The sequence below is a fragment of the Candidatus Lokiarchaeota archaeon genome (assembly GCA_014730275.1).
Lineage (GTDB): Archaea > Asgardarchaeota > Thorarchaeia > Thorarchaeales > Thorarchaeaceae > WJIL01.
The window spans coordinates 15,887-37,864 of record WJIL01000135.1 but is presented as its reverse complement, the minus strand read 5'-3'; the positions used below and the strand labels follow the sequence as shown (position 1 = coordinate 37,864).

At 46.1% G+C, this 21,978-nt stretch carries 22 protein-coding genes; 12 read left to right on the top strand and 10 right to left on the bottom strand.

Annotated features, from left to right (window positions below; translation table 11 throughout):
* Window positions 1–228: 228 nt before the first annotated feature.
* Entirely contained in the window at window positions 229–558 is a 330-nt protein-coding gene (locus tag GF309_15625) for a hypothetical protein (GenBank protein ID MBD3160207.1), read from the bottom strand.
* A 208-nt stretch (window positions 559–766) separates the two neighbouring features.
* Between GF309_15625 and GF309_15620 the strand changes: the two genes are divergently transcribed.
* From GF309_15620 to GF309_15605, 4 genes are all read left to right on the top strand, one after another.
* Window positions 767–1,879 carry a hypothetical protein gene (locus tag GF309_15620; protein ID MBD3160206.1) on the top strand — a complete coding sequence of 371 codons (1,113 nt, stop codon included), beginning with the start codon at window positions 767–769 and terminating at the stop codon, window positions 1,877–1,879.
* 781 nt (window positions 1,880–2,660) lie between these two features.
* Entirely contained in the window at window positions 2,661–3,449 is a 789-nt protein-coding gene (locus GF309_15615; protein ID MBD3160205.1) for a hypothetical protein, read from the top strand.
* A 48-nt stretch (window positions 3,450–3,497) separates the two neighbouring features.
* Window positions 3,498–4,121 (top strand): hypothetical protein, encoded by a 624-nt coding sequence (locus GF309_15610; protein MBD3160204.1) that lies wholly within the window; start codon window positions 3,498–3,500, stop codon window positions 4,119–4,121.
* A complete protein-coding gene (locus GF309_15605) occupies window positions 4,027–4,293 on the top strand; it encodes a hypothetical protein (GenBank protein ID MBD3160203.1) in 267 nt (88 codons plus the stop codon). Before GF309_15610 ends, GF309_15605 begins: the two co-directional genes overlap by 95 nt.
* A gap of 99 nt (window positions 4,294–4,392) precedes the next feature.
* On the opposite strand, the gene GF309_15600 is transcribed toward GF309_15605, so the two are convergent.
* Window positions 4,393–4,605: a cold-shock protein gene (locus GF309_15600; GenBank protein ID MBD3160202.1), complete on the bottom strand. Its 213-nt coding sequence runs from the start codon at window positions 4,603–4,605 to the stop codon at window positions 4,393–4,395.
* Window positions 4,606–4,863: 258 nt separating this feature from the next.
* Between GF309_15600 and GF309_15595 the strand changes: the two genes are divergently transcribed.
* The gene (locus GF309_15595) at window positions 4,864–8,592 is read left to right on the top strand and encodes a hypothetical protein (protein MBD3160201.1); all 3,729 of its coding nucleotides are present in this window, start codon (window positions 4,864–4,866) and stop codon (window positions 8,590–8,592) included.
* 99 nt (window positions 8,593–8,691) lie between these two features.
* On the opposite strand, the gene GF309_15590 is transcribed toward GF309_15595, so the two are convergent.
* Window positions 8,692–9,354, bottom strand: a complete 663-nt coding sequence (locus tag GF309_15590; GenBank protein MBD3160200.1) for a BON domain-containing protein — start codon at window positions 9,352–9,354, stop codon at window positions 8,692–8,694.
* Window positions 9,355–9,508: 154 nt separating this feature from the next.
* Here GF309_15590 and GF309_15585 point away from each other — a divergent pair, with 154 nt between their 5' ends.
* The gene (locus GF309_15585; GenBank protein ID MBD3160199.1) at window positions 9,509–10,300 is read left to right on the top strand and encodes a nitroreductase; all 792 of its coding nucleotides are present in this window, start codon (window positions 9,509–9,511) and stop codon (window positions 10,298–10,300) included.
* 212 nt (window positions 10,301–10,512) lie between these two features.
* Window positions 10,513–10,800, top strand: a complete 288-nt coding sequence (locus GF309_15580; GenBank protein MBD3160198.1) for a hypothetical protein — start codon at window positions 10,513–10,515, stop codon at window positions 10,798–10,800.
* A 13-nt stretch (window positions 10,801–10,813) separates the two neighbouring features.
* Here the strand turns inward: GF309_15580 and GF309_15575 are convergent, their stop codons facing one another.
* The 3 genes from GF309_15575 to GF309_15565 form a co-directional block, all read right to left on the bottom strand.
* On the bottom strand, window positions 10,814–11,236 hold the full coding sequence (locus GF309_15575; GenBank protein ID MBD3160197.1) for a YjbQ family protein: 423 nt from the start codon (window positions 11,234–11,236) through the stop codon (window positions 10,814–10,816).
* A 63-nt stretch (window positions 11,237–11,299) separates the two neighbouring features.
* Complete coding sequence (locus GF309_15570; protein MBD3160196.1) at window positions 11,300–11,593, bottom strand: ArsR family transcriptional regulator; 294 nt, start codon at window positions 11,591–11,593, stop codon at window positions 11,300–11,302.
* A 63-nt stretch (window positions 11,594–11,656) separates the two neighbouring features.
* Window positions 11,657–11,935 carry a hypothetical protein gene (locus GF309_15565; GenBank protein ID MBD3160195.1) on the bottom strand — a complete coding sequence of 93 codons (279 nt, stop codon included), beginning with the start codon at window positions 11,933–11,935 and terminating at the stop codon, window positions 11,657–11,659.
* 151 nt (window positions 11,936–12,086) lie between these two features.
* On the opposite strand from GF309_15565, the gene GF309_15560 reads away from it, so the two are divergent.
* On the top strand, window positions 12,087–12,821 hold the full coding sequence (locus tag GF309_15560) for a hypothetical protein (GenBank protein MBD3160194.1): 735 nt from the start codon (window positions 12,087–12,089) through the stop codon (window positions 12,819–12,821).
* On the opposite strand, the gene GF309_15555 is transcribed toward GF309_15560, so the two are convergent.
* The 4 genes from GF309_15555 to GF309_15540 form a co-directional block, all read right to left on the bottom strand.
* The gene (locus GF309_15555; protein ID MBD3160193.1) at window positions 12,815–15,316 is read right to left on the bottom strand and encodes a hypothetical protein; all 2,502 of its coding nucleotides are present in this window, start codon (window positions 15,314–15,316) and stop codon (window positions 12,815–12,817) included. The two genes, GF309_15560 and GF309_15555, sit on opposite strands and share 7 nt — an antisense overlap.
* A complete protein-coding gene (locus GF309_15550) occupies window positions 15,316–16,236 on the bottom strand; it encodes an AAA domain-containing protein (GenBank protein MBD3160192.1) in 921 nt (306 codons plus the stop codon). The genes GF309_15555 and GF309_15550 overlap by 1 nt, the downstream gene beginning before the upstream one ends.
* Window positions 16,237–16,326: 90 nt before the next feature.
* Window positions 16,327–17,025, bottom strand: a complete 699-nt coding sequence (locus GF309_15545) for a hypothetical protein (GenBank protein MBD3160191.1) — start codon at window positions 17,023–17,025, stop codon at window positions 16,327–16,329.
* Between the two features lie 126 nt (window positions 17,026–17,151).
* Window positions 17,152–17,310: a hypothetical protein gene (locus tag GF309_15540; GenBank protein ID MBD3160190.1), complete on the bottom strand. Its 159-nt coding sequence runs from the start codon at window positions 17,308–17,310 to the stop codon at window positions 17,152–17,154.
* 204 nt (window positions 17,311–17,514) lie between these two features.
* Between GF309_15540 and GF309_15535 the strand changes: the two genes are divergently transcribed.
* The 4 genes from GF309_15535 to GF309_15520 all read left to right on the top strand — a co-directional run bounded on the left by GF309_15535 (window position 17,515) and on the right by GF309_15520 (window position 21,977).
* Window positions 17,515–18,675 (top strand): isocitrate/isopropylmalate dehydrogenase family protein, encoded by a 1,161-nt coding sequence (locus GF309_15535; protein ID MBD3160189.1) that lies wholly within the window; start codon window positions 17,515–17,517, stop codon window positions 18,673–18,675.
* Window positions 18,676–18,680: 5 nt separating this feature from the next.
* Entirely contained in the window at window positions 18,681–19,949 is a 1,269-nt protein-coding gene (locus GF309_15530) for a homoaconitate hydratase family protein (protein MBD3160188.1), read from the top strand.
* Window positions 19,946–20,461 (top strand): 3-isopropylmalate dehydratase, encoded by a 516-nt coding sequence (locus GF309_15525; protein ID MBD3160187.1) that lies wholly within the window; start codon window positions 19,946–19,948, stop codon window positions 20,459–20,461. Before GF309_15530 ends, GF309_15525 begins: the two co-directional genes overlap by 4 nt.
* Window positions 20,462–20,573: 112 nt before the next feature.
* Window positions 20,574–21,977 carry a hypothetical protein gene (locus GF309_15520; protein ID MBD3160186.1) on the top strand — a complete coding sequence of 468 codons (1,404 nt, stop codon included), beginning with the start codon at window positions 20,574–20,576 and terminating at the stop codon, window positions 21,975–21,977.
* Window position 21,978: the final 1 nt, after the last annotated feature.

Below are 21,978 nucleotides of genomic sequence, written 5' to 3'. Positions count from 1 at the left end.
GGTTCATCTGGTTCAATGAGTTTGAGGATGGTTCCTACGATTGTGGCATCTTTATGCATGGTGTTGACGAATTCCGGGCCGCCTACTACGTTGACCAAGGAGATGTGGTTATATCCTCGGAGTGTGAACTAGAGGTAACGCATAGTGGAGACGGAATGTCAGAGAAACAGTGCCTCCATCCTCAGCATATCCCAGCCAGCGTGTCTGATGCATGAACTCCAACAATGCTTAGAACGGGGTGGGTTCTTCTTTCTCTACGGGTCTTGTGAGATTCATGAATCCAGCTGCAAGGATTGCACCACCAAGGACGGAGCTAAGAGACAGCAGCAGGATGTCAGAGACACCGAGCACCAAGCTCACTGCAGTAATGAGATACATGTAGAACGACAAAGGGCCTAAGATCACAACCACGCCAATTAGTATTGTTCCTGCTCCAATCATATTCCTTCGTTTCTGTAGATTGGATTTCTCGCCAAACCCCAATACCAGCAAAAGCACTGCCAACAGAATGATAAAAGATATTACCCCTGGAATGTTAATTGTAAATTGAGGTTGCATGCGAAACTCCTCTTTGTTAAGCACATACACTCATTCTTTTCTATGTTTCCATTCAAATCATCGTAAAGCCAAGAAGGAAATTACACCCCATATAATTGCATATCACCGCTACTATTATCCGAGGCGAGCAGACCGAAAATATGATTCGTGCTGCATCTAGAGCTGCTGCAGATAAGACGCGTCTAGGGCCTTGATAGGATCAAATATGATGCCTGGCAACAGGGCCAAGGAGCTGAGTGACATGGACGGCGGGCAGAAGAAAGGTATCATCGTGGTCCTGATTCTGGCAGCAGCCGTGGGCGTGGGCACCTTCATGCTGTTTGTGCCTCGAATGCATGAACACTATGAAGCTCAGCATGATGACGAGAGTAGTTTCATCATCAGTGTTGGTGGAGATGACATGACCATCAATATCAGTTTCGTCAACGACAGCTCGTTATCGTACTCGATCGATGTAGAGAAATATCCAGACACCAGCGGGTATAGTTTTGAAGTGATGCATGGAGGCTCAAGGGTGGAATTTGGTGCAGACCGACTGAAACAAATCACGGTGGTTTTTGGCACCGCGCTTCCCTATACATTCGGTATTGCCGGGAAAAACATGACCGCGCATGTGACGTACGATAATGGAGCCATCATCCACACAGCTTTCAGCGGGCATATCAAGTACGAGTTTGATAGTGCACAGGTCGTCTCCGATTTCTACGAGGAACATATCACGCTGACCGCCCGGTACTTCTCAAGCAGTAGGCATGGAAAGACAGACAGGTCCGAGCTTGTTGAAGGAGATCAACGGGTGTGGGTTGTCCCGATTGCTGACCATCTGCCCCGGCTTTCGCTGAACCCCCACACGAGGAGTTATCCCCAGTACGCAGTAGCCGATGGCATCCACAGGTTGAACGTTGCTAAGAGCTTGGGCTGTAGGGCTGCCATGGCTTTCGTGACGGAATCAGTGAAAGGTAAGCAGACAAGGCACTATCTGCGTTCCGTACCGCTTGATGAAATCGACCTTCCTGCACCGTGGAGCTCTTCGCGGTTAGGACATGTTCATTCATGGGGTAGTACCGAGGCATTCCAGACCGCTGTGATGCGTGTGGGGATGGGGAACATCCCGCTTACTGGCAGGCCTGTACTTGAGGACATCCCTCAGTACTTGCAGGAGCTGCACATAGACGATTGCTGGCGAGAGGGCTTCCCGCACGATCTAAACAGAGATGACGGGTTGATACTGGTCACAAGGATAGTGACTGTTCCTGTTGAACCTAAACCCCTTGATGACCTCATCAGCGAGGCTATTGTTGAGGCTTTGCAGAGGCGATGACTGTGGATATCCACGATATGCATGAGCTTGCTCTCGCCATCCATCTACCGAGATATCCTTAGCTTTGTACTTTTGTAGCTATTCTCAAGGAAACCAGAGAATACGTTAATCTTCATTATAGCACGGACTTACCTCTCTAGTTGGATTCCAACTTTGCAATTATCGGATTTAACTGTGACCTGTCATCTAGCAAACTCAATACATAGACATTCTCATCCTTCATAATCTCATTCTCGAGGGGAATGACCGTAAAGTAAATCGCTTCTCTTGATTTGAGGGATTTCAAATGTCTCTAAATTACTTTAATGACAAAAGATATGTATTTTCTTTCAGATGAAGACTCCAAGTATCGAATATCTCATCATAATATCGCTCTGACATTTCCCCATCAAAAAGGCTCGATGGTTCTACGTTTTGAAGTTCCTTTTCTGTTTTTTCGAATCAGCGCATAGCTGTCTGGGTTTTCTCAAGTACGTAGTTGATAATTGTCGGAATTTGCATTGGATATTCATTCGCGAAATCCAAAATTGAATCTCTGCACTGATTCCCACTCCCCTGGAGTTCTATTCTGAGTTGAAAGACAATCTTTGTATCGGTGCCGGGAGTAAATAGGTTCCGACCCATAATCACTTTCCATTGATTTTGCTGTATTTTGTCCTTCAGTCTATAGCTTATAACTATCGTTTTATAATAATAATAGTATTAGCTATACAATATTTAACAAAATATTTATAAGCAAACAATTATTAATACTATTAGGTAGGTCAAAGGGGATTCAATATTGAGTTACCGAGAATTGAAGAAATACCTAGTCACTACATGCTTCGTAATCGGGATTCTGCTTAGCATGGGATTCGTTGCGACTCAAGGAACCAACCATACGCAACTCGCACCCCCAGATGCAATTGCTCTGTCTTCGCAGTCTCTTGATCGTTGGTGGGCTGGAAGTACTCCTCCTTGGTGGGTCTCTGAAAGAGCTGTCAGGATCCAAACGACAATCAAAATCCCAAGTACCGGAGATCGTTCGGAGTGGAGATATTATGCCCTACTATCGTGTATAGATGCCCCTGGGGCTAGCTATGATCAAATTGGCTTTGGAGCCTATTCTGGTGATTACTATTTGATATGGAGCTGGACGGAACATAACTGGTGGGGTGAGTATACATATCACACCCACGGGGGTCCACAACTGCATAAGGGCTGGTATTATACATTCGAAATGATAGCTGATGATGGTTATATAACCTTCAATATGTATGTTCAAGGGTATTTAGAATATACGCGAACCGCTGAAACTGGTGGGAATTATTTTGTACTAGATGATTGGGTTAAGGTTGGTTTTTACACTCGCCGATCCTTCACCTTATTTGAGGAGGGCCTCGTCCAAGACGCTCCCGATAATGATTTGAAATTCCAGGACACTAAAGCCTATGCTTCCGATGGATATCCATCAGGTCACTGGGACAGTTGGGTTGAATTCTATCAATCACAAGGCTCTTTTACAGTGCCAAGTGAGGTGGATGTAACCATCAATAAAGACCAACACTATGTATTCATAGATAACACGTGATATACGTCACCAAATGAGGAACATAGCTGAATTGGAGAGTTGTATGATTTGAACTCAAAGAGGCGCGAATCCAGAAGATTCTTGGCGCTTTGCCTTGTGATTTTGCTATCCGTTGGTATTCTCAACTTAGTATCGGGTCTTACCTCGCCACTTTCGCACGCACCTATGGAGAGTAGATATGCTTTGATTCTGAGTAGCTCCTTACCACCCCCACAACTGATTTCTCCCGAACACGAGATTGCCACTGACGAAACCCGCCCTACGTTTTCCTGGGCTCCAGTCGAGAACGCAACAAGTTACACTATCCAGATAGATATGACCGAGAATTTCACATCACCAAATGTCATTGAGCGTACAGACTTGGAGACTACTTCCTTTACCCCTGGTACAGACCTTGATGAAGGCTTCTGGTTCTGGCGTGTTCGTTCCGCAAATTCCTCTGAAGTAGGACCCTTCTCTGAAACGCGGCGGTTCGCAATAATCCCGCCTCGAGCTGCCCCTGAGCTTTTCGATACAACTATATGTGCAATTCTAGGTATATTTGTATTTTCAGGCATCATTATCTTGTTGGGAGTAGCTGTTTGGGCTCTATTCTGGAAGAATCGGCGAGAAGACACCCTTCTATTTCCACCTGAAGAGCAGAGATCTCTTTGCTTTCCCTGGCATCTATGAGACATGGAACTCGGAAGATGGTGAGCGTACCGTGTACAGCGTGACCTTCGCCACAACCACACCGAACAAGACTGTGGCACGGATACACGACGGCATGCCTGTCATACTCTCGGCTGAGGGGGAAGAACGATGGTTGAATCCTGCTACAAAATTCTGTAATGCCGTGAATTGAGTTTGAGAATAAAAAGAAAAATAGTAGTGCTCACGGATATCCGCGAGCATGGTGTTCTGAGATGAGTTTGAATATCGTTTGTAGTACTTCTACGCTTGTCTATACCTCATCTGCCTCATCTTCAAGAACCACATTAACTGCTCGTAGTCCTCTTGGGCTCTCTTCAGTCTCGAATACAACTCTGTCTCCCTCTGAGAGAAACCGATTGCTCTGGATTGCTGAAGCGTGAACGAAGACGTCTTCGCCTTCTTCTCGCTCAATAAAACCAAAATTCTTCCTTGAATTGAACCACTTAACTGTACCTTTTACCATTGTTGTTTCGCCTATTGTACAGAGTTAATTTTCAGCATTGAGTCAACTCTCATTGAGATGATCAGAATCAGAAAAAATGTTACTAACATCCTATACCGAATCTAGACCTAACACAATGCTGCTCTGTATAACAACCTCGTCTCCTGTGTCCATATATACTTGTGCAAATGGCCTATTGTTGAGTTTAGGTCCCGATAATACTTATTACTAATGATTCGGCTACAATCTTGACCTTTGACATTTGAAAAGGAGTAGGAGATGCCATCACCTTTGCATAGGCCATCACGAGTTTTACTATTTGGAACCTTTCTGCTATTGCTGGCTCCGTTTGTAACCATTGGAGCTAGTGGCTCTGGGATTACGTATCCTGAGCAGCAGAAAATTGATAGTTCGCGTCCAAAGATTAGCGAAAGGTATGACAGGACAGACCAGTCGCCTTTGCGTAATATCGTGGAGCGTTCTCGTAGACAGATTCCCGAGTCCATTCCCTTCGCAGGATTTGTGAAGAACCTCGGCCAGGGAGGAAGTCCGGATATTTCGTTCTATCATACCTCCAGTCGCCTGTCAGTTGCGTTCTCAGTATCCAAAGTCACATTTGCTGTGCGCGATGAAGGAACATACAAAACGATGGAGTTGTTCTTCGAGGGTGGCGATGCTTGTCAACCGATTGGCAAGAAGAAGAGCACACACGAAAGCAACTACTTCATTGGCGACGAGAGGTTCACGAATGTTCCTGCGTATCAGGAAATCTGGTATCCTGATCTGTACGAGAATATCGACTTACGCTATTTCATGACTGAAAAAGGACTGAAATACGAGTTCATTGTCAGACCCGGTGGAGATCCCAGTGATATCCATCTCTCAGTTGGAGATGAAGCTTCAATCCACGTTGACAGGAGCACCGTGACCATCTTCTCGGAAACAGGCGGAAAGTCGATTTTGGAAGATACTGGTTTGGTTTCGTTTTTGAAAAACGGTGAAGAGGTTCCTTCGCAGTTCAGGAGGATTGACCGTGGGACGTATGGCTTCGATGTTTCCGCTTATGATAGAACTCGAACTCTCATCATTGATCCTTGGAATATCCCAATCAGCACCTACCTGGGTGGCAGCAGCCTAGACCGAATCGTTGACATTGCTTATGGCGAAGGTGGGCAGTATGTCTATCTTATCGGAACGGGTGCCAGTGGTTTCCCAGTCAAAAATGGATATGATGAAGATCCCGCTCAGACTGATGCTGTTGTTTGCAAGATAAACACTACAGGGGGCTTGGTCTATAGTACATTCGTAGGTGGGAATTACGGCGAATGGGGACGTGGTATTGCAGTTGACGATATAACAGACGTCTATATAACGGGTGAGACAGCATCCACGAATTTTCCAACGACCGATGACGCCTACCAGAGCAGTCGCGCAAGTGCAGGTGATGCATTTGTCGCCAAATTGAATTCCACTGGAAATGGGCTACTATACGGGAGTTATTTGGGTGGCTCAGAAAATGATGAAGCATTCGACATCTCAATTGCGTGGAGTGGAGAGACGGTTGGCTACTATAGTCCTTACATTGTTGGCTATACGGTTTCTAATGACTTTCCAGTGACTGCTGGCGCCTATCAGACCAGTTACCAGGGTGGAAGTAACGATGCTTTCGTTGCTCGGTTCAATAGTACTGGCGGACTGAATTTCTCTACTTATCTGGGTGGGGATGGCCACGAGCTCAATTCTCCATCTTTCTCCGGTTTTGGCATCGAGGTTATCGAAACCGGACATGCTTACGTTACAGGTTGTACAGAATCAAACGATTTTCCAACAACCGTTGGAGCATACGATAGGGACCTTGATGGGTGGCAAGAGGATGTCTTTGTTACAAAGCTTAACCCAACTGGAGACTCTTTGAATTGGAGCACCTATGTAGGTGGAGGAGACACCGATGTCGCACATGATATCGCTTTGGAATACGATTTCGATTCCGATGATTACTTTGTATATGTTGGTGGTCAGACGTATTCGGACGACTTTCCTGTTACGGGTGGATCATATGACACAGGTTATTCGTATCGAGATGGATTCCTAGTGAAGCTCTCAGGTGATGGTACTAGCCTTTTGGCAGGCACCTACATTGGTGGTTCTGAAGATGATCGTATTTACGGTATCGACGTGACAGATGAGATAGGCGGAAAAGGTGTCTTTGCTACTGGATGGACGATGTCGAACGATTTTCCGACTGTTTCGGCTTTCGACGACTCGTTTGCAGGGCCCCTCGATGCATTCGTTGTAAACCTCACGACAGACCTCACATCGCTTACTTTCTCAACTTATCTGGGCGGAAGCGGTTTAGATGAAGGTAGAGACGTACTAGGATGGTGGAATGGCAATATCACTGTCGTGGGAATCACTGAATCATCCGATTTCCCGACTACACATGCTTTGCAAGAAAGCTATGGTGGAAATGAAGATGGATTCCTGACTTGTTTCGGCATAGACACCGAAAGCCCGACGATTACGTTATCGGGAATAACCAATGAGTCAGTTCAACCAAGTGCAGGGGATATCCCACTTTCAGTGGAAGACAATTTCGGACTGATAGACACGGTGTTGGCAAGCTGGAATGGTGGGGCTAATGCGACTCTTACCTATCCATATACGGCGACAGTTCCAACTGGGGATAGTAATCATATCTTGAATGTATATACCAATGATACTGGGGGCAACGATGCATCAGCCCTCTTTGTTTTTGCGCCAGACAATCCACCGACGATATCGCTTTATGAAATTGCTAATGAAACGGTTGTTCCAAGTGGATGGGAGATTCAGCTTTCAGTGGATGATGACTTTGATATGGTACACACTGTCCTAGCAAGTTGGGATGGTGCGGATAATACAACCCTCACAGATCCGTATACTGCAATACAACCGACCGGAGAAGAGAGTCATACTCTAAGAGTCTACGTCAATGACACCGGCGGAAAAGAGGATTCAGCGCTTTACGTATTCACAACCGATGATCCTCCGGCGATAGTCCTCACTACACCAGCCAATAACAGCGTGGTCCAAGATGGAACGCTACTGGACGTAGACGTTACGGATGACGATACTGATACTGTCTTCTATAGTTGGGGTGTCAGCAATCATACTTGGTCAGAACCCTATCAAACAACAATCAATGGTGTCGTTGGAAACAAACATCTACACGTCTATGCTAATGATACATGGGGATACTGGCGACACAAGCATTACATTTTCGAGTTGGATAATGACGCACCGACTATTTCCTTAACAGCACCAGCAAACGGTACACTACAAGCGCCAGGAGTTTTGGTGAATCTTAGCCTAACCGAAAACAATCCTGAAGATGTATTCTATCACTGGGACGATGCCTCTTCAAACGAAACTGCTACGTGGTTCCCCTCGATTCCAATGATTGCGGGTGATGGGTGGCATACGTTGCATGTCTATGCCAAAGATCAAGCATCAAACTCCGCTTACGCCAATTTCACATTTCTGGTGGATGGTACCGACCCGGCTGTTGAAGCTGTGGAGGATATCAGTTTCTACGAGGGCACGAGCGGGCATGAAATAGCTTGGAGCGCAAGCGATGTGCATCCGTACTCATATACCATCTACAAGAACGGGAGCCTGTACGATACTGGTGATTGGACTGACTCGGATGAGGTTGTGACCGTCGACCTAGATCAGCTTTCTCTTGGTACCTTCAACTATACGGTGGTGTTTGCTGACGAAGTTGGAAATACCGGCAAGGATACTGTCATGGTGACGGTACTGATGGAAAGCACCACAACAACAACAACCACTACCACTGGAACAACAACGGAAACCTCTACTACCACCACAACCACAGCATCTACAACAACCACACCCCCACCTGTGGAACTCGATGATAGTTTATTACTAGTGGTCGGTGCCTCGGCAGCTGCTATAGTGGTTGTGATAATCGTTGTGATGCTTAGAAAAAACAAGATGGGTAACTGAGATTGGACCGGGGTACGATAGTATCTGGGTGCCAGATGAAAATAAAAGAAAATAGACTGCTGGAAGGGTGAAACCCCTTCCATGCTCTGATTAGTCAGCTTATTCGATGACAAGCTGATCGACGACGTCAGTGACGCCAAGGGTATTCTCAGCCGCGTCCATTGCTGAACGGTATGAGGTCCAACTTGGCAGAGTTCCTGACAAGGTTACAACGCCTTCTTCTACCTTCACGTCAACATCATCCGCGTTGACAGTGAACTTGGTCTCAAGTGCTGAGACAACGTCTTCTGCAATGGCCTTGTCAAGGACATCCTCAGTTGGAACAACAGCGAGCTCATTGGCGACATTGAGTACGCCAGTGGCTCTCGACGCAACATCTTCAGCTCTCAGCTTCTTCCAGTATGCATCGACTGTACCGTCGAGCGTAACAACACCAGCTGAGACATCTACGTCGATTTCTGAAGCATCAATACTGGAGTTCCATTCCAGCATGTTCTTGATGTTGGATTCAATCTCCGAGTCGGTTGGAACGGTAACCTCGGTCGGAATCTCTACATCGAGATTGTTCTCGACTTTGGTCACACCCTCAGCGTCCCAAGCATCAAGCACAGCGTTCTTCGAAGAGGTATAGTCTGCAACAGTTCCTTCGAGGGTAACCTCTCCGTGATCCACTGTGATACTGATGTCGGACGAATCAACGCGGTCGTCCCAATACAGGTAATCAGCCACGTCTTTTTTTATACTCTCATCTGTCCTCGCCATTCTCCATATCCTCCTTACTCATGTATCATTCTATAATTTATACTTATGAAATTTATGAATTGTATGCACCATATTCCTGTAAAATAGTGCATTATATGCATAGCGGGATTATGTAGACCACAAGTATAAAGGTGGATTTCATTTTAGGTATGACATGAAGATTCCGGCAGAACGATGGGCAGAAGCAATCTCAGCAAGACATTCTCGAAGAAAATACCGCGAAAAGCAGCTCGAAGGTGAAGCTGCCTCGCACTTGAGACAATTCTGTGAGGAGTTTCAGCCTTTTGGGAGTGTTCGAAGCCTGCTTGTTGAAGAATCCCCCGAACAAATAGTGCGAGGAGCAATCGGACCCTTTGGTAAAATCTCTGGCGCTCAGGCATACATGGCTTTCATTGTTGATGAAACGGATCCGAACGGCTATGCTGCACTGGGCTATACTGGTGAAGGTCTGATTTTGGAAGCTACCACAATGGGTCTTGATACATGTTGGATTGGCGGCTGGCTGAAACAAACTGACGCAGAACTACGGATCGATATCGAACCGAATGAAGCAGTACTGGCTGTTACGCCTGTTGGACATGCCAAGAATGACTTGACAATTTCCGAGAAGGTGTTGAAAAAGGCAACAGGGTCCCGTAACCGAAAGCCTCTCGATGAATTGATGGTGAATGAACCAACAGAACAGGATGAACGCCTACAGTATTGCTTGGAGTTGGCCCGACTTGCTCCCTCAGCTGCAAACAGGCAGCCCTGGAGATTCAGTATTGAACCTGAGGGAGTGAAGGTTAGCGTCGCTGACAGATATGAAAAGAACCTGAAGGAACGACGATTGGATTGTGGTATCGCCATGCTACACATTGAGGTGGGGGCTCTTTCCCAGGGGATGAAAGGTGAATGGGAATTCATGGAAGGACATGAAGTAGCACTTTTCAAGTACCGCTCATAATTCATGCCAGATGGGATTTCGTGAATGGGTGTGTGGTGAGATTAGGATATGATTCACAGGTTTCTTATATCCAACAACCATTCAACTGCAAGAAGCAGGCTATTGATAAGGCGGTTATTTGTCTCAAGAGTAGTTGGCAACCAAAGAGGATGAAGTTCAAATCATAGATCCTCCTTGGAAGAGATGAGAGAAAAAACAGGGAAGAGGAAGAAATGAGTGCTCAATCAAATATTGCGAAGAATGCAGAAAACGTCGAGAATTTCCTTGAAGATACTGAGAAGCGATTCAAAGAAAATGCTGTGCAGGTTATTGATGTAAGAATGCATGGCTGGAAATTCGTGAAGGTGACAGTGCGGTACAAAGAGAACAACATCAAGAAACGCGAAGTGCACAAACTAATGAAAGAGACTTTTCCAACGGTGCGACACAAATACAGCCAGCAGAAAAGCGGTGCTATCCACGGACAGTATCTTGTTCCGACTGATTCACCAATGCAATAGAATCGATGCACAGCTAGGACGTTAGCCGTCCAACAAATGCCAAGCTGACACTCCTGCTTCTGGGCCCGTCGCATTCGACGAATAAAATGCGTTGCCAGGTTCCGAGTACTAATTCACTTGATTTTACTGGGACAGATTCCGTCGACCCGATAAGTGAAGTCATCAGATGTGCGTGAGCGTTATTGTCAACTCTATCGTGTTCGTAGCCTTTGTTGCGAGGCACTAATTCCTTCAGATGATTTTCTATATCGCGCATCAATCCCGATTCTGCCTCGTTTATGGTTACACCAGCTGTCGTGTGTTTGCTTGAGATTGTCAATATGCCCTCATCTGCCCGATTCTCCCGCAACCACTGATGTATTGAACCTGTTATCTCCTTAACTTGGATGCTACGTTCTGTAGTTATTTGAATTGACCCTACAACGGTATCAGGCATAATGGATGCACATCATTCATCTTCATGTGCCCCATAAAAAATAATGCATATATTTGAAATAGCTCATTCCGATTCCGCTTTGTCCTTCTCGGAAGATGGAACCCAATCGGTTATTTTCTTCTGTCCTTCTTCAAGTCTCCAGCCAGGACCGTCTTCTTCTTTCTTAACAATCTCTTCTTTCTGCATATTTTTGAGATGATATCTTACTGTACTTGGCCCGACTTCGACTTCACTGGCAATTTCTGATACGGTCTTCCATTCATCATGATTAAGAGCGGCTATGATCTTGGTTCTCGTGATGAGACCCCTCGTGATATTTCGGATAAGACGCAGATAAGCCCGCAAATCAATGGCCATCTATCCTACACCTTCTAACGCATCTACGTATGGTAGTCAGCTTCGCGAGATGAGCATCTGGAACTAGCGCCTCTTGAGTAGACTCTTGAATGCAGCCGGCTCCCGTCCTTCTGCAATAGGCTTGATTCTGTAATTCGGGTACTTGTGGCTTAATCTGGCAATCACTCTTGTACCGTTGAGCTTCTTGAAGACACTTGCCTTGCTACCCCTCCACAAGTAAATGGTTTCATTCTCATGGTCTATGAAGACGAGCACCCGATCTGTTCTAGTTTCTGCTTTATCCGGCTCTATCTCTACCAAATCCGCATCCCCCGTTATTTCAAGAGCCTCTAGCATTGTCAAATCTCAAACCTTCAGGTTTTGTAGTGTGTGTACTTCGCTTTGGTACCTTATTTTATTTGCTAGTCCGGTCTTATCTTGCTTCCGCATGAATTTGAGGGACAGAGATTTAAACAAACACGACTCTATGTGCAGCAATAGGAGAAAGCTAGGTTTGGCAGATGAAAGGCATTCAGCAGTACACCTTGTAGACCGTGAATCACGTCGAATCGTCGTAACTGACGAAGCTGTGACCTTGGGCTTTCCCCTTAATGCGATGCCAAATCCTCTATACTCAGGTATGCTGAATGCAGTTGATATGCTTGATGATGATGTCGATATCTTCCGAGGCATATGGCGCTCAAATATCATGAAGCCAACTCTGGTCACATTTGACAGAGACAAACCCTTTCCGGTAAATACCGCTACTAAGATTGTACGGCTTACACTCAAGGACGATGTGATAGCAGAACGGATTGATGACCTAGAAGGTAATCTGCTGGAAATGTTTGGCCAGCCTTTTGAAGACACCATGGATGATCGGATATCGCTTTATCGGAATCTCTACTTGGAAGAGACCCTGATTGACAGATTTCGTTTCGGTATAGCTGAGATGTATGGTGATCGAAGCTATCAGAATATCAGGAAAAACCCTCGTGTAACTCTACATTTCTCCTGGCCTACGAACGGCTCACCACCATGGTTGAGTTATGAAATCAGCTGTATTGCGGAAATTGTTGAACAAGAAACACCTTTCTATCGATTCATGCGAATGATGAGGCAAATCTTCTCAAGAGAATTCCTAGAATTACGTGATGAAGAGTACCCCTGCGCCTATAGGCTGTGGATATCAGATGTGCGTGAGAAAACTCTTGGCTCGCAAAGGGGCTTTGTACCTCGTGATCAGTAGTTAGTCAGCCGCAACAGCCTTTGAGGCAATTCATCAACGGAATCAATATCAAGAACAACTCCGTGAGATGACTTGGCCAGTTCATCAGCTGATTTTCGGTCATATTCAGCTGCTGGTACAAGAAGAATTGTGTCAATTCCCTGTTTTTTGATTTTGGCCATCAAATCAACACATTCTGACTGGTCGCTCAGATAAACATCTGTACAAAAGATGAATATCTTTTCTCTTGCTCTTGTTTTCTCGAGATTCTGAAGGGCAAGCCTAATCGAACTCGCACCCCCAGTACCCCCACTGGCTCTAAGATCAAGAAGATCCGATGCTACTTTCTCTACTGATTTTGTTGGATCTGCTATATCCTTGACGATATGCGTTCCATGGTCAAAGAGAACTACGCCGAAGTCGTCTTTTTGGATACCATAAAGTCCTGCCATGACTGAAATCGATAGCATACCGAGTTTCTTCGGATGATGCATTGAACCGCTTTTGTCAAGAGCCCAGTAGAACGCCCTGTGGCCATGATATGTTTCAGTGATTAGGAAATCATCTGGCCGCAACGTGCGGAAATCCGTACGTCCTTCGGAAAGAAGATGTGACAAGGTCTCCTCAAGATCTATGAGATCAATATCATCACCGATGCGGAAGGGACGCACTGTTGTGGATGGTTGGATACCGCCCAACATCGATGAGCCCATTACTGCCCGAGCGAAGCTTTTACCAAGATCTATCAGCAGACGTTTCGCAATTTGCTTTAGTCTTCTCTTGAATTCGGGTGGAAGGTTTTCTCGGTAGGTATACCAAATTGTCACAATATTTGTGGCTGGCCCCCCAAGTAAACCCCTCAGTGCCATGTCTGCTCTTTGTGGATCTGGTTCTCCTCTGCTCCTCCCTCTGCCCATTCCCAACGCGGCGTGCAAATCAACATGCCCAACCGCTCCGAGCGCTGAAGCATTTCCCTTTTTGTTTGCCATGTCGGCTAGTTCTTCGAGCTGAGATTGACTGAGTCCAGCGGAGGATATCAGTCCATGCAATCGATCGAAGTCCTTAACACCTTGATTAATCAGCTTCTTGGCAACTTGGAAAGAAGGGTTCACCAACTCGAGAATCTCGCTTTCACTCATTCCCAGTTCTTGTCCTCTCTGACGAATGGCCTCTTCTGAGGGACTGGTGCCCATTCTTCTTGCTCTCCTGACATTCTTTCGCATATGTGCTTTTGATTGCGATTGCTTGATTGCCTCATCACTAAGCCGTTGCATCTGTTCATTCCAAGTGCTTCTGCATTGTCCCGGTAAGTCATTGCTTAGCTTGCTGTGTTGTGCCAGTTTCTTGAGCAAATATTCAGCCGGTGCAGAACGTGACTGTGCTCGGTCCATAGTTCTATCTGTTACTTTCTCAACCAGATTCTTCCAATGCTGTTGTGGGGTAGCGTTGTCAGCAAGTTGATGATGATCTACATTTTTTGACGCCCCTTCGTTGAATTGAGAATCATATTCCTTCATCAGTTGATCATGAAGTGATTTTCCAGTATGTTTCTTGATTCGGTCTGCCATTCTCATTGCTTCGTCAATGGGAAATTCCTTGGGAGCTGACTGCACATGAGAATCAGCATTCTTGGGTACTTCATTAAGATGAGAAGCGTAAGAAGCCATTTCCTCTAGATTTTGAATTGAACCCTCCAACTGCTTTTGCATAGCATTTCGTTTAGCTTTTTTTGGAGACCCAATATCCTTCATATGTGATAGAGCCCGAGCTGCAGTAGCAGAATCTCGCTGGGCCAGGTCATTGAATTTCTTCTCGACTTCTGAATCTCCTCGTAGCGCTTTGGCTGCTAGAGATTCAGCTCTGTTATGTGATGAACAAACCTGATCAAGGCTATCTAGTGTCTTGGAATTCTCGATATCCCTAGAGCTGAGACCACCAATCCGTTCTTGTAGCTCTTGGGAAGCTTCCTGTTTCAGCCTTTCATCATTAGAAATGCCTCGTAAGACTATGTCGCCTTCTGTGAGATAGTCAGTAGCTGAATTCAACAAGTCATCTTTGTCTGCCCTTTTCAGATTTCGCAGATAGTTGTAACCATCCGCTATTTTGTCGGTTTCAATTTTTTCAGATAATTCCTGTTCTCGCAATATGGAATTGATGACTTGATTGAGTGAATCAGTGACTGCCTTTTTTGCTTTCTTCTGCGCTTCTTTCTTTTGCTGCGTTTCGAGTATCGTCTTTTCCTCATCTTCTCTTCCAAGTACGATATCTTCAGCTACATCCCTTGCCACTTTCTGATCAGCCGGGAATGTCGTATATACTGCGGCTTCAACCAAATCGTCGAGGCTAAGCCTTCCTTGTTTGAAGTAGCGTGCACTCAAGAATTGAGGAATGGCTTCTGTCTGCCTTATGCTTGGTTTTTGCTTGAGATCCTTGCGGGCCCTCATTCGAGAGACAAACTCGTGAGCAAATTCTACTACCATGCTGGGAATAGGATCGATTTTTGCTTTTGTCCCCATTATTGGCTAGCTCCTCTCCCTCCAATGGTGGATCTGATAATACGGTTCACAGCTGGTTCGGGATCAACACCCGGCCTAAATCGCAATGCCCCACTAAGGACGTAGTTTGCTGCTTCTGAGAGGATTGAATGATTCACATCCTTCTTTCTCTTTCTTTGTCCCATCTCAGATGCTAGTCGTGCAATGGATATCCCGGCTCTGATTGATGCTGGTATCTCTATATCCGTAGATTGCCTGGTGGACGACACGAGGTCATAGATTGTTTCTAGAACATGATCAGAGAGTTTGTACTCTGGACAGTTGACCTTTACAATCTCAATCTCCGTTTCTTTTCTTGGATATCCAAGTCGTATCCATACACGGATTCGATCTCGAAGCGCTTCACTTAACCTATGTGCGCCAGCCATTTCTTCCGGATTCATTGTAAGCACTGCGAAGAATTCTTCATCAGCCGAGATACGACCTATTCTGGGAACGTTGGCCATTCTCTCTTCGAGCGGTTCCAGAAGTGAGTTCTGCACGTACTCAGGTAGTCGATTTGCCTCATTGAGACCAAATACTCCGCCAAAAACCATGCATTTCAACATGGGGCCTGGATCGAATGAATCGAGACTGAAGCCTCGCTCAAGAACCAGTGCTGGATTATAAGAACCTACGAGATGTGAGGGCCTTACACCTTCATCGCCAGTCACCCAATGAAAATCCCTTCCGCTCTTTTTTGCATATGCTCTAAGAAGTAGTGTCTTTCCCACACCGGGCGGCCCAATTATGCCCGGGATGAGGCCTGCGTTTTCACAATCGGTAAGCACGTCGAATGCCTCTCGGTATTGCTCCTTTATCACAATACGGAGCTCATCTTCAGTTGCTGCCTTGAGTCTCTTATTGAAAGCTTTCTTGAAGTCCTCTCTTGTTCTGGCCATCTTAAGCCCTCACTTGTTCTACTAGCTTCCTCTCCTATGAGATTATTAAAGCATCCCTGAACTTGCTTTTCTTTTCCATATATAAGCATTCTAGGGGGTTGCTCCGGTGTATATCGAAATGAGATACATGAGTAATGCGGTAATTATGCCTGCTAGGAATGTCTTGGCGCCATATCTCCAGATGCTTTTCTTCGAAACCTTTCCTAGAAAGAGACCCAACACAAACAGCAGAATCATACATACAACAATCGCGGCATAGAATGACGTGAAGAAATCGAAGAGACCGAATCTTACCGTAAGCAACGGAATAATGACAATGAACGCAGCTACAGCTGGTGAGGCTCCGTCAACGATTGCCACTACAACTGAAGTCGTTTTCGTGGCTCTCGCATACATGGACTCGCTCATATCGCAAAGCATGGCCTTGCCCATTTCTTCAACTTCACGGTCTCGCTCTGCGCTTTCGGTAAGGTACGAGCCGCTGAAACCTGAGATAGCCATGGCCAAGCTAGTTCCTATTGCTCCCAATAGAGTTGAATTGAACACTGTCCGTGGTGGTTCTTGATACAACATGATTAAGCCTCCCAATAGAAGACCCAGCATTGTTAAAGCACCATCAAAGGCATTCATTGCTAGGTAGCGTCTTGCAATCTGTACCCCCTCTGTTAGCTCAAGTGCCCTCATCATTCTTTCAATTCGTGAGCAATTCTCGCCGTGGATAATTTCGTCACTAATCTCAGTTATGTTATGGCTAATCTCTGGTTCGTTTTCTTCTGTTGTATCAGACACCAGTTTTTCCTACCTGTTGGAAGAGAATTGTGCTATTCTCCTTGTAGACCCAGGAACTTTCTTAGGACTTCAATGTTTCTAATCCGCTGCATTGCTCCTAAACCAATGAAGACCGCAAGCCGACTATTAGAAAACTGCCGTAAATATGGCTATCAGCAGTCCAATCAGGATAATTGCTCCGACTAACTGGCACCAACATTCGCAACATTTGTCGCAGAATCCTTCGTCTTCTTCATCCTCTTCGTCGGTGGGCGTGTAATCGGATGGCATCGGAATCTCTGTCATTTCTGGCTAAGCCACCTAGGTTCTAGTTTATAGTGCTTGCTTGGTTCGGTTATCGTTAACCAACCCTTATCAGCATATTGGAGCTGAAAGGCTGATTGGGCCGAGTTCAACATAAAGGGTATAAATCCGTTTCCAATAAGGGTCAGGATAGCCTCGTGCAATGAGGAATTCATTGCCTAGAGAGAATGCCTAAGGTGATAGAAATTGGCTAGGACATACAACGTGGCCGTGCTACCGGGTGATGGTATAGGGAAAGAGGTGATTCCTGAAGCTATCAGGGTCATGGAAGAAGCGGCTGGTTTGATTGGAGGCATTCATATTCAGCCTGAGATATTTTCTGTAGGTGCAGAGTATTATGTTGACAAAGGCCGCGAGTGGTCCATTGAAGCAGAAGAATTTACAAAAACCGAGGCAGATGCCATCTTGTTTGGAGCAGTTGGAGCATGTGACGCGAGGGGCGACCCTATTAAGTTGCCGGACGGAAAACACGCAGGTCACAGTATAGTTATCGGTTTGAGGCAAGAGCTGGATCTCTATGCGAATCATCGCCCCGCAAAACTATACGAAGGTGTTCCAACACCTTTGGCTGATAAGAATCACAATGACATTGATATGGTGATTATTCGAGAAAACACGGAGGGTCTGTACGTACCCACTCGCGGGGCTTTGAAGCGGGGAGCAGAGACGGAAGTTGCAGTTGATAGCCGGCTGATTACAAAGAGAGGCTCGAGCCGGGTTATACGATATGCTTTTGACTTGGCTAAAAGACGTGATGGGGCTCCACTTGATGGTCGAAGCCGTGTGACATGTGTTGATAAGAGCAATATGCTTGCCGGGTGCAAACTTTTCCGAAGCATGTTCAAGGAAGTAGCAGAGGATTATCAGGATATTGAGACAGACTTTGCATATGTTGATGCTTGGACACTCTGGGCCCTGACTAAGCCTGAATTCTATGATGTATTGGTGGCCCCAAATATGTTCGGGGACATAATCAGTGACCTCGCAGGTGCTCTACAAGGAGGTCTCGGTATGGCGCCCTCCGGAAACATAGGAAACAAACGAGCCATGTTCGAACCAGTTCATGGTTCCGCACCGGATATAGCTGGACAAAACAAGGCCAATCCGATTGCTTCTATTCTATCAGTAGCAATGATGTATGATTGGCTTGGTTCGAAGCGAAAAGATAAGCGATGCAAAGAGGCATCTTTGCTTGTTGAAAATGCCGTACAAGAAGTCTTGAAGAATGGAAGCATTCGCACTCCAGATATTTGTAAGGGGCTGTGGAAGGATGTCGAGCCCTCGACAACGAGGGAAGTCACGAATGCTGTTGTTCAGGCAATGGCAAAAATCGATACAAATAGGTGAAGATATTGGGCCTTACACTAGCTGAGAAGTTGCTTGGAAATCATACTCAATCAGGAACCGCCGCAGCTGGTGAGACAGTTATTGCTGATGTTGATTTCCTGATGGTGAACGAAGCGTTAGCAAGAATCATTCCCGTTCTTGAAAAAATGGAAGTCGAGAAGGTCTGGAATGCGAATCGGATGCTTGTTGCAAATGATCATTGGTCACCGGCACCAGATGCAAGCACTGCCGAAATGCATCGTAGAATACGGGAATTCGTCAAAGAACAAAACATAGCACACTTCTGTGACGTTAACTGCGGCATAGCACATCAGGTCATGGCTGAAAAGGGATTTGTGAAGCCAGGAGACTTGATTATCGGATCGGATTCCCACTCTACAACTTACGGTGCATTCAACGCGTTTTCAACTGGGTTTGCATCTACAGATAGTGCCATTGTAGCTGCTACCGGTCGAAACTGGTTTCGAGTACCTGAGTCCATTCGCATTGATATTATCGGCAAACTATCGCACAGAGTCATGAGCAAAGATTTGATTCTCAAGATACTGACTGAACTCGGGCCTGATGGTGCAAATTATCAATCACTAGAGTTTCATGGTCCTGTCATTGACTCCATGTCCGTTGCATCACGCATGACTATGTGCAATATGGCCGTGGAGGCAGGAGCGAAATGTGCTCCAATGAAGATCAATCCAGCAGTCCGAAAGTGGATGCGTTCTTACGCTCCTAGAGCCAAATGGTCGCCGGTAGAACCCGATGACGATGCCGAGTACGTTGACACTCTGACGTTTGACCTGGAGGAAGAACCGCTTGAACCTATTGTCTCAACGCCATATAGTCCTTCTAATGGAAAGATAGTCTCAGAGGTGGAGGGAACGCCAGTTGACCAGGCTTTCATCGGATCGTGTACTAACGGAAGATTCGAGGATTTGAAGATTGCAGCGGAGATTGTTGAGGGCAAACAAGCTGATCGCGATACTAGATTCATAGTTACACCGGCAAGCACCGAGGTATACCTTGAAGCAATGCGAGCTGGCATTCTTGAGACTCTCATATGTGCAGGTGCTGTGATTACCAACTCCACCTGTGGAGCATGCATTGGTGGACATTTGGGTGTCCTTGGCAGGGGTGAAGTAGCGATTTCAAGCACCAATCGTAATTTCAGAGGGCGCATGGGACATCCAGATTCTCTTGTCTATCTCGCCTCTCCCGCAACAGTTGCTGCAAGCGCATTGGAAGGAAAGATTACTGATCCGAGGAGGCTCTCATCATGACTTGGTATGATACCATAACTGGCAGAGCATGGGTTTTCGGTGATGATATCGATACTGACCAGATCATTCAGGGTCGCTATCTTACTCTTCTTGACTATTCAGAGATGGCCAAACATACACTAGAGATACCAAGACCTGAGTTTGCTGACGAAGTAGAGGAAGATGATGTTATTGTTGCGGGGAAAAATTTTGGTGGCGGTTCTTCGAGAGAGGAGGCCCCACAGGTCATCAAAGAATCAGGTGTTGGCTGTGTTGTTGCGGAGTCATTTGCCCGGATATTCTATCGGAACGCAATCAACATCGGATTGCCGATTATGAGGATTGAAGAAACCTCTTCTATTCCAGATGCGGCGGAAGTTGAGGTGTCTCTTGAATCAGCAACCCTGACAATCAAAGACTCAGGCGATACAATATCTGGTGAACCCCTTCCAAGCGTGATGAAAGATATTCTCCAAGCTGGTGGGGCAATTCCTTGGTTCAGGAAGATGCGAAATGAAAATGGTTTTCCATAGTTCTTGGCGCTATTCCCTATGTGACATTGTTGGGACTGATTAGATTCAAAAAGGAATAAGTGGGCACATAGCAACAAGTAGTACCATTGTATCATCTCATAGGTGAGGAGATATGACAGATACAAATAATGAGATGGACACGATTCATGATAGACCCCATGGCTTACGACTCATTGGCCTCACGCAAATGGGGTTTGGATTTCTGGGACTCCTGGCTTCTGCTGGACTCCTAGCTGCTGTTCTACTTGGAGCCATCGATTTTGCTGGGATGGGCCCAATCTATGCCCTCCTTATATTCGTGGGAGTGGCAATTCCTTGTTTGGTCATAGGAAACTACGTTGACGATTTGCGTCGATGGGCCGTTTTTGCTCAGCTGGGTTACAGTGTTTTTGCGGTTGCTGTGTCTGGCTACTTTCTGTACACCCAAGGTATCGACTACAGTTGGACCTTCCCATGGTTTGGATATACCTTTAATATCCAGATTGGGAATGTCGCTGCACTGATTCTGGGAATTGAATCGGCAGTCATTCTCTATCTCTTGGCTCGATGGAACCAAGCTGTTCCCCCACCTGGTGCGGTTATAGTTCGGGACCGTGGCCGTGCCGCATTGATTGAGGATGGATTGCTTCCCTCACCCCTAGAAACCAAAATGATTGCTCCCGATGGATCCCGTATTTCAGATGAGAAAGCAAAGGAGATCATGGATGTCCGTCGCCTTGAAACAGAAGAGGGTATGGCCATTCTCTGTTCTAACTGTGGAGGAGCAAATCCTTTGAGCGAAATGCAAGATGATAACACAGTGGATTGCAACTACTGTGGAGTCTCCCTTGCGGTTTCAGGTGTCTTCGTGCCATGTGAGAATCACCCAGAGTATCTTGCCGCAGCCAAATGTGCTGTATGTGGAGATTATTTCTGCCGACGTTGCTTGACTTCTCAGGAGCCACCCGTTGATGAACGATGGGACGGCTCGAATGTGTATCTCTGCCAAAACTGCTTTGAAGGACGGTATCGTCCAGCCGTTACAACCACGTCGTTGGTTCTACCAATTGATGATCTCTTTGACGAAGCAGGCGGACGCTTCTCAAAGGTTGGAGGTCTTTATCGAAGATTCCTTGGGAAGTACGCCGGTGCCATGAAATATGTTCTTGCTGGAGCTCTGAGAGTTGCAAAATCGATGATGCGCTCTAGCAGAGGAAGGGACCGTGACAATGCCATCGGTTTTCTCATCGTAATGGTTGTGATTATCGTGGCCATACCGGTCTTGGTGGGCGCACTACTGCTTCTTGGGGCTTTGGTCATTGTTCCTGCTTTGTTCTATGCTGGACTGATTGGCGTAGCCTATGAAACGTACAAGATTATCCGGCACACGGATTTTGTTTCCTTGGCGGAGGCTCGTGAGAAGGAGCTGACCGAGGACAAGCCAGCAAAGCAGAAGGAATCAACACTCCGAGATACAACCAGACCGTGGCAACAGCAAGCGGCTATTGCAGGCAAAAGTACGAAGAGGGGTGACTAGT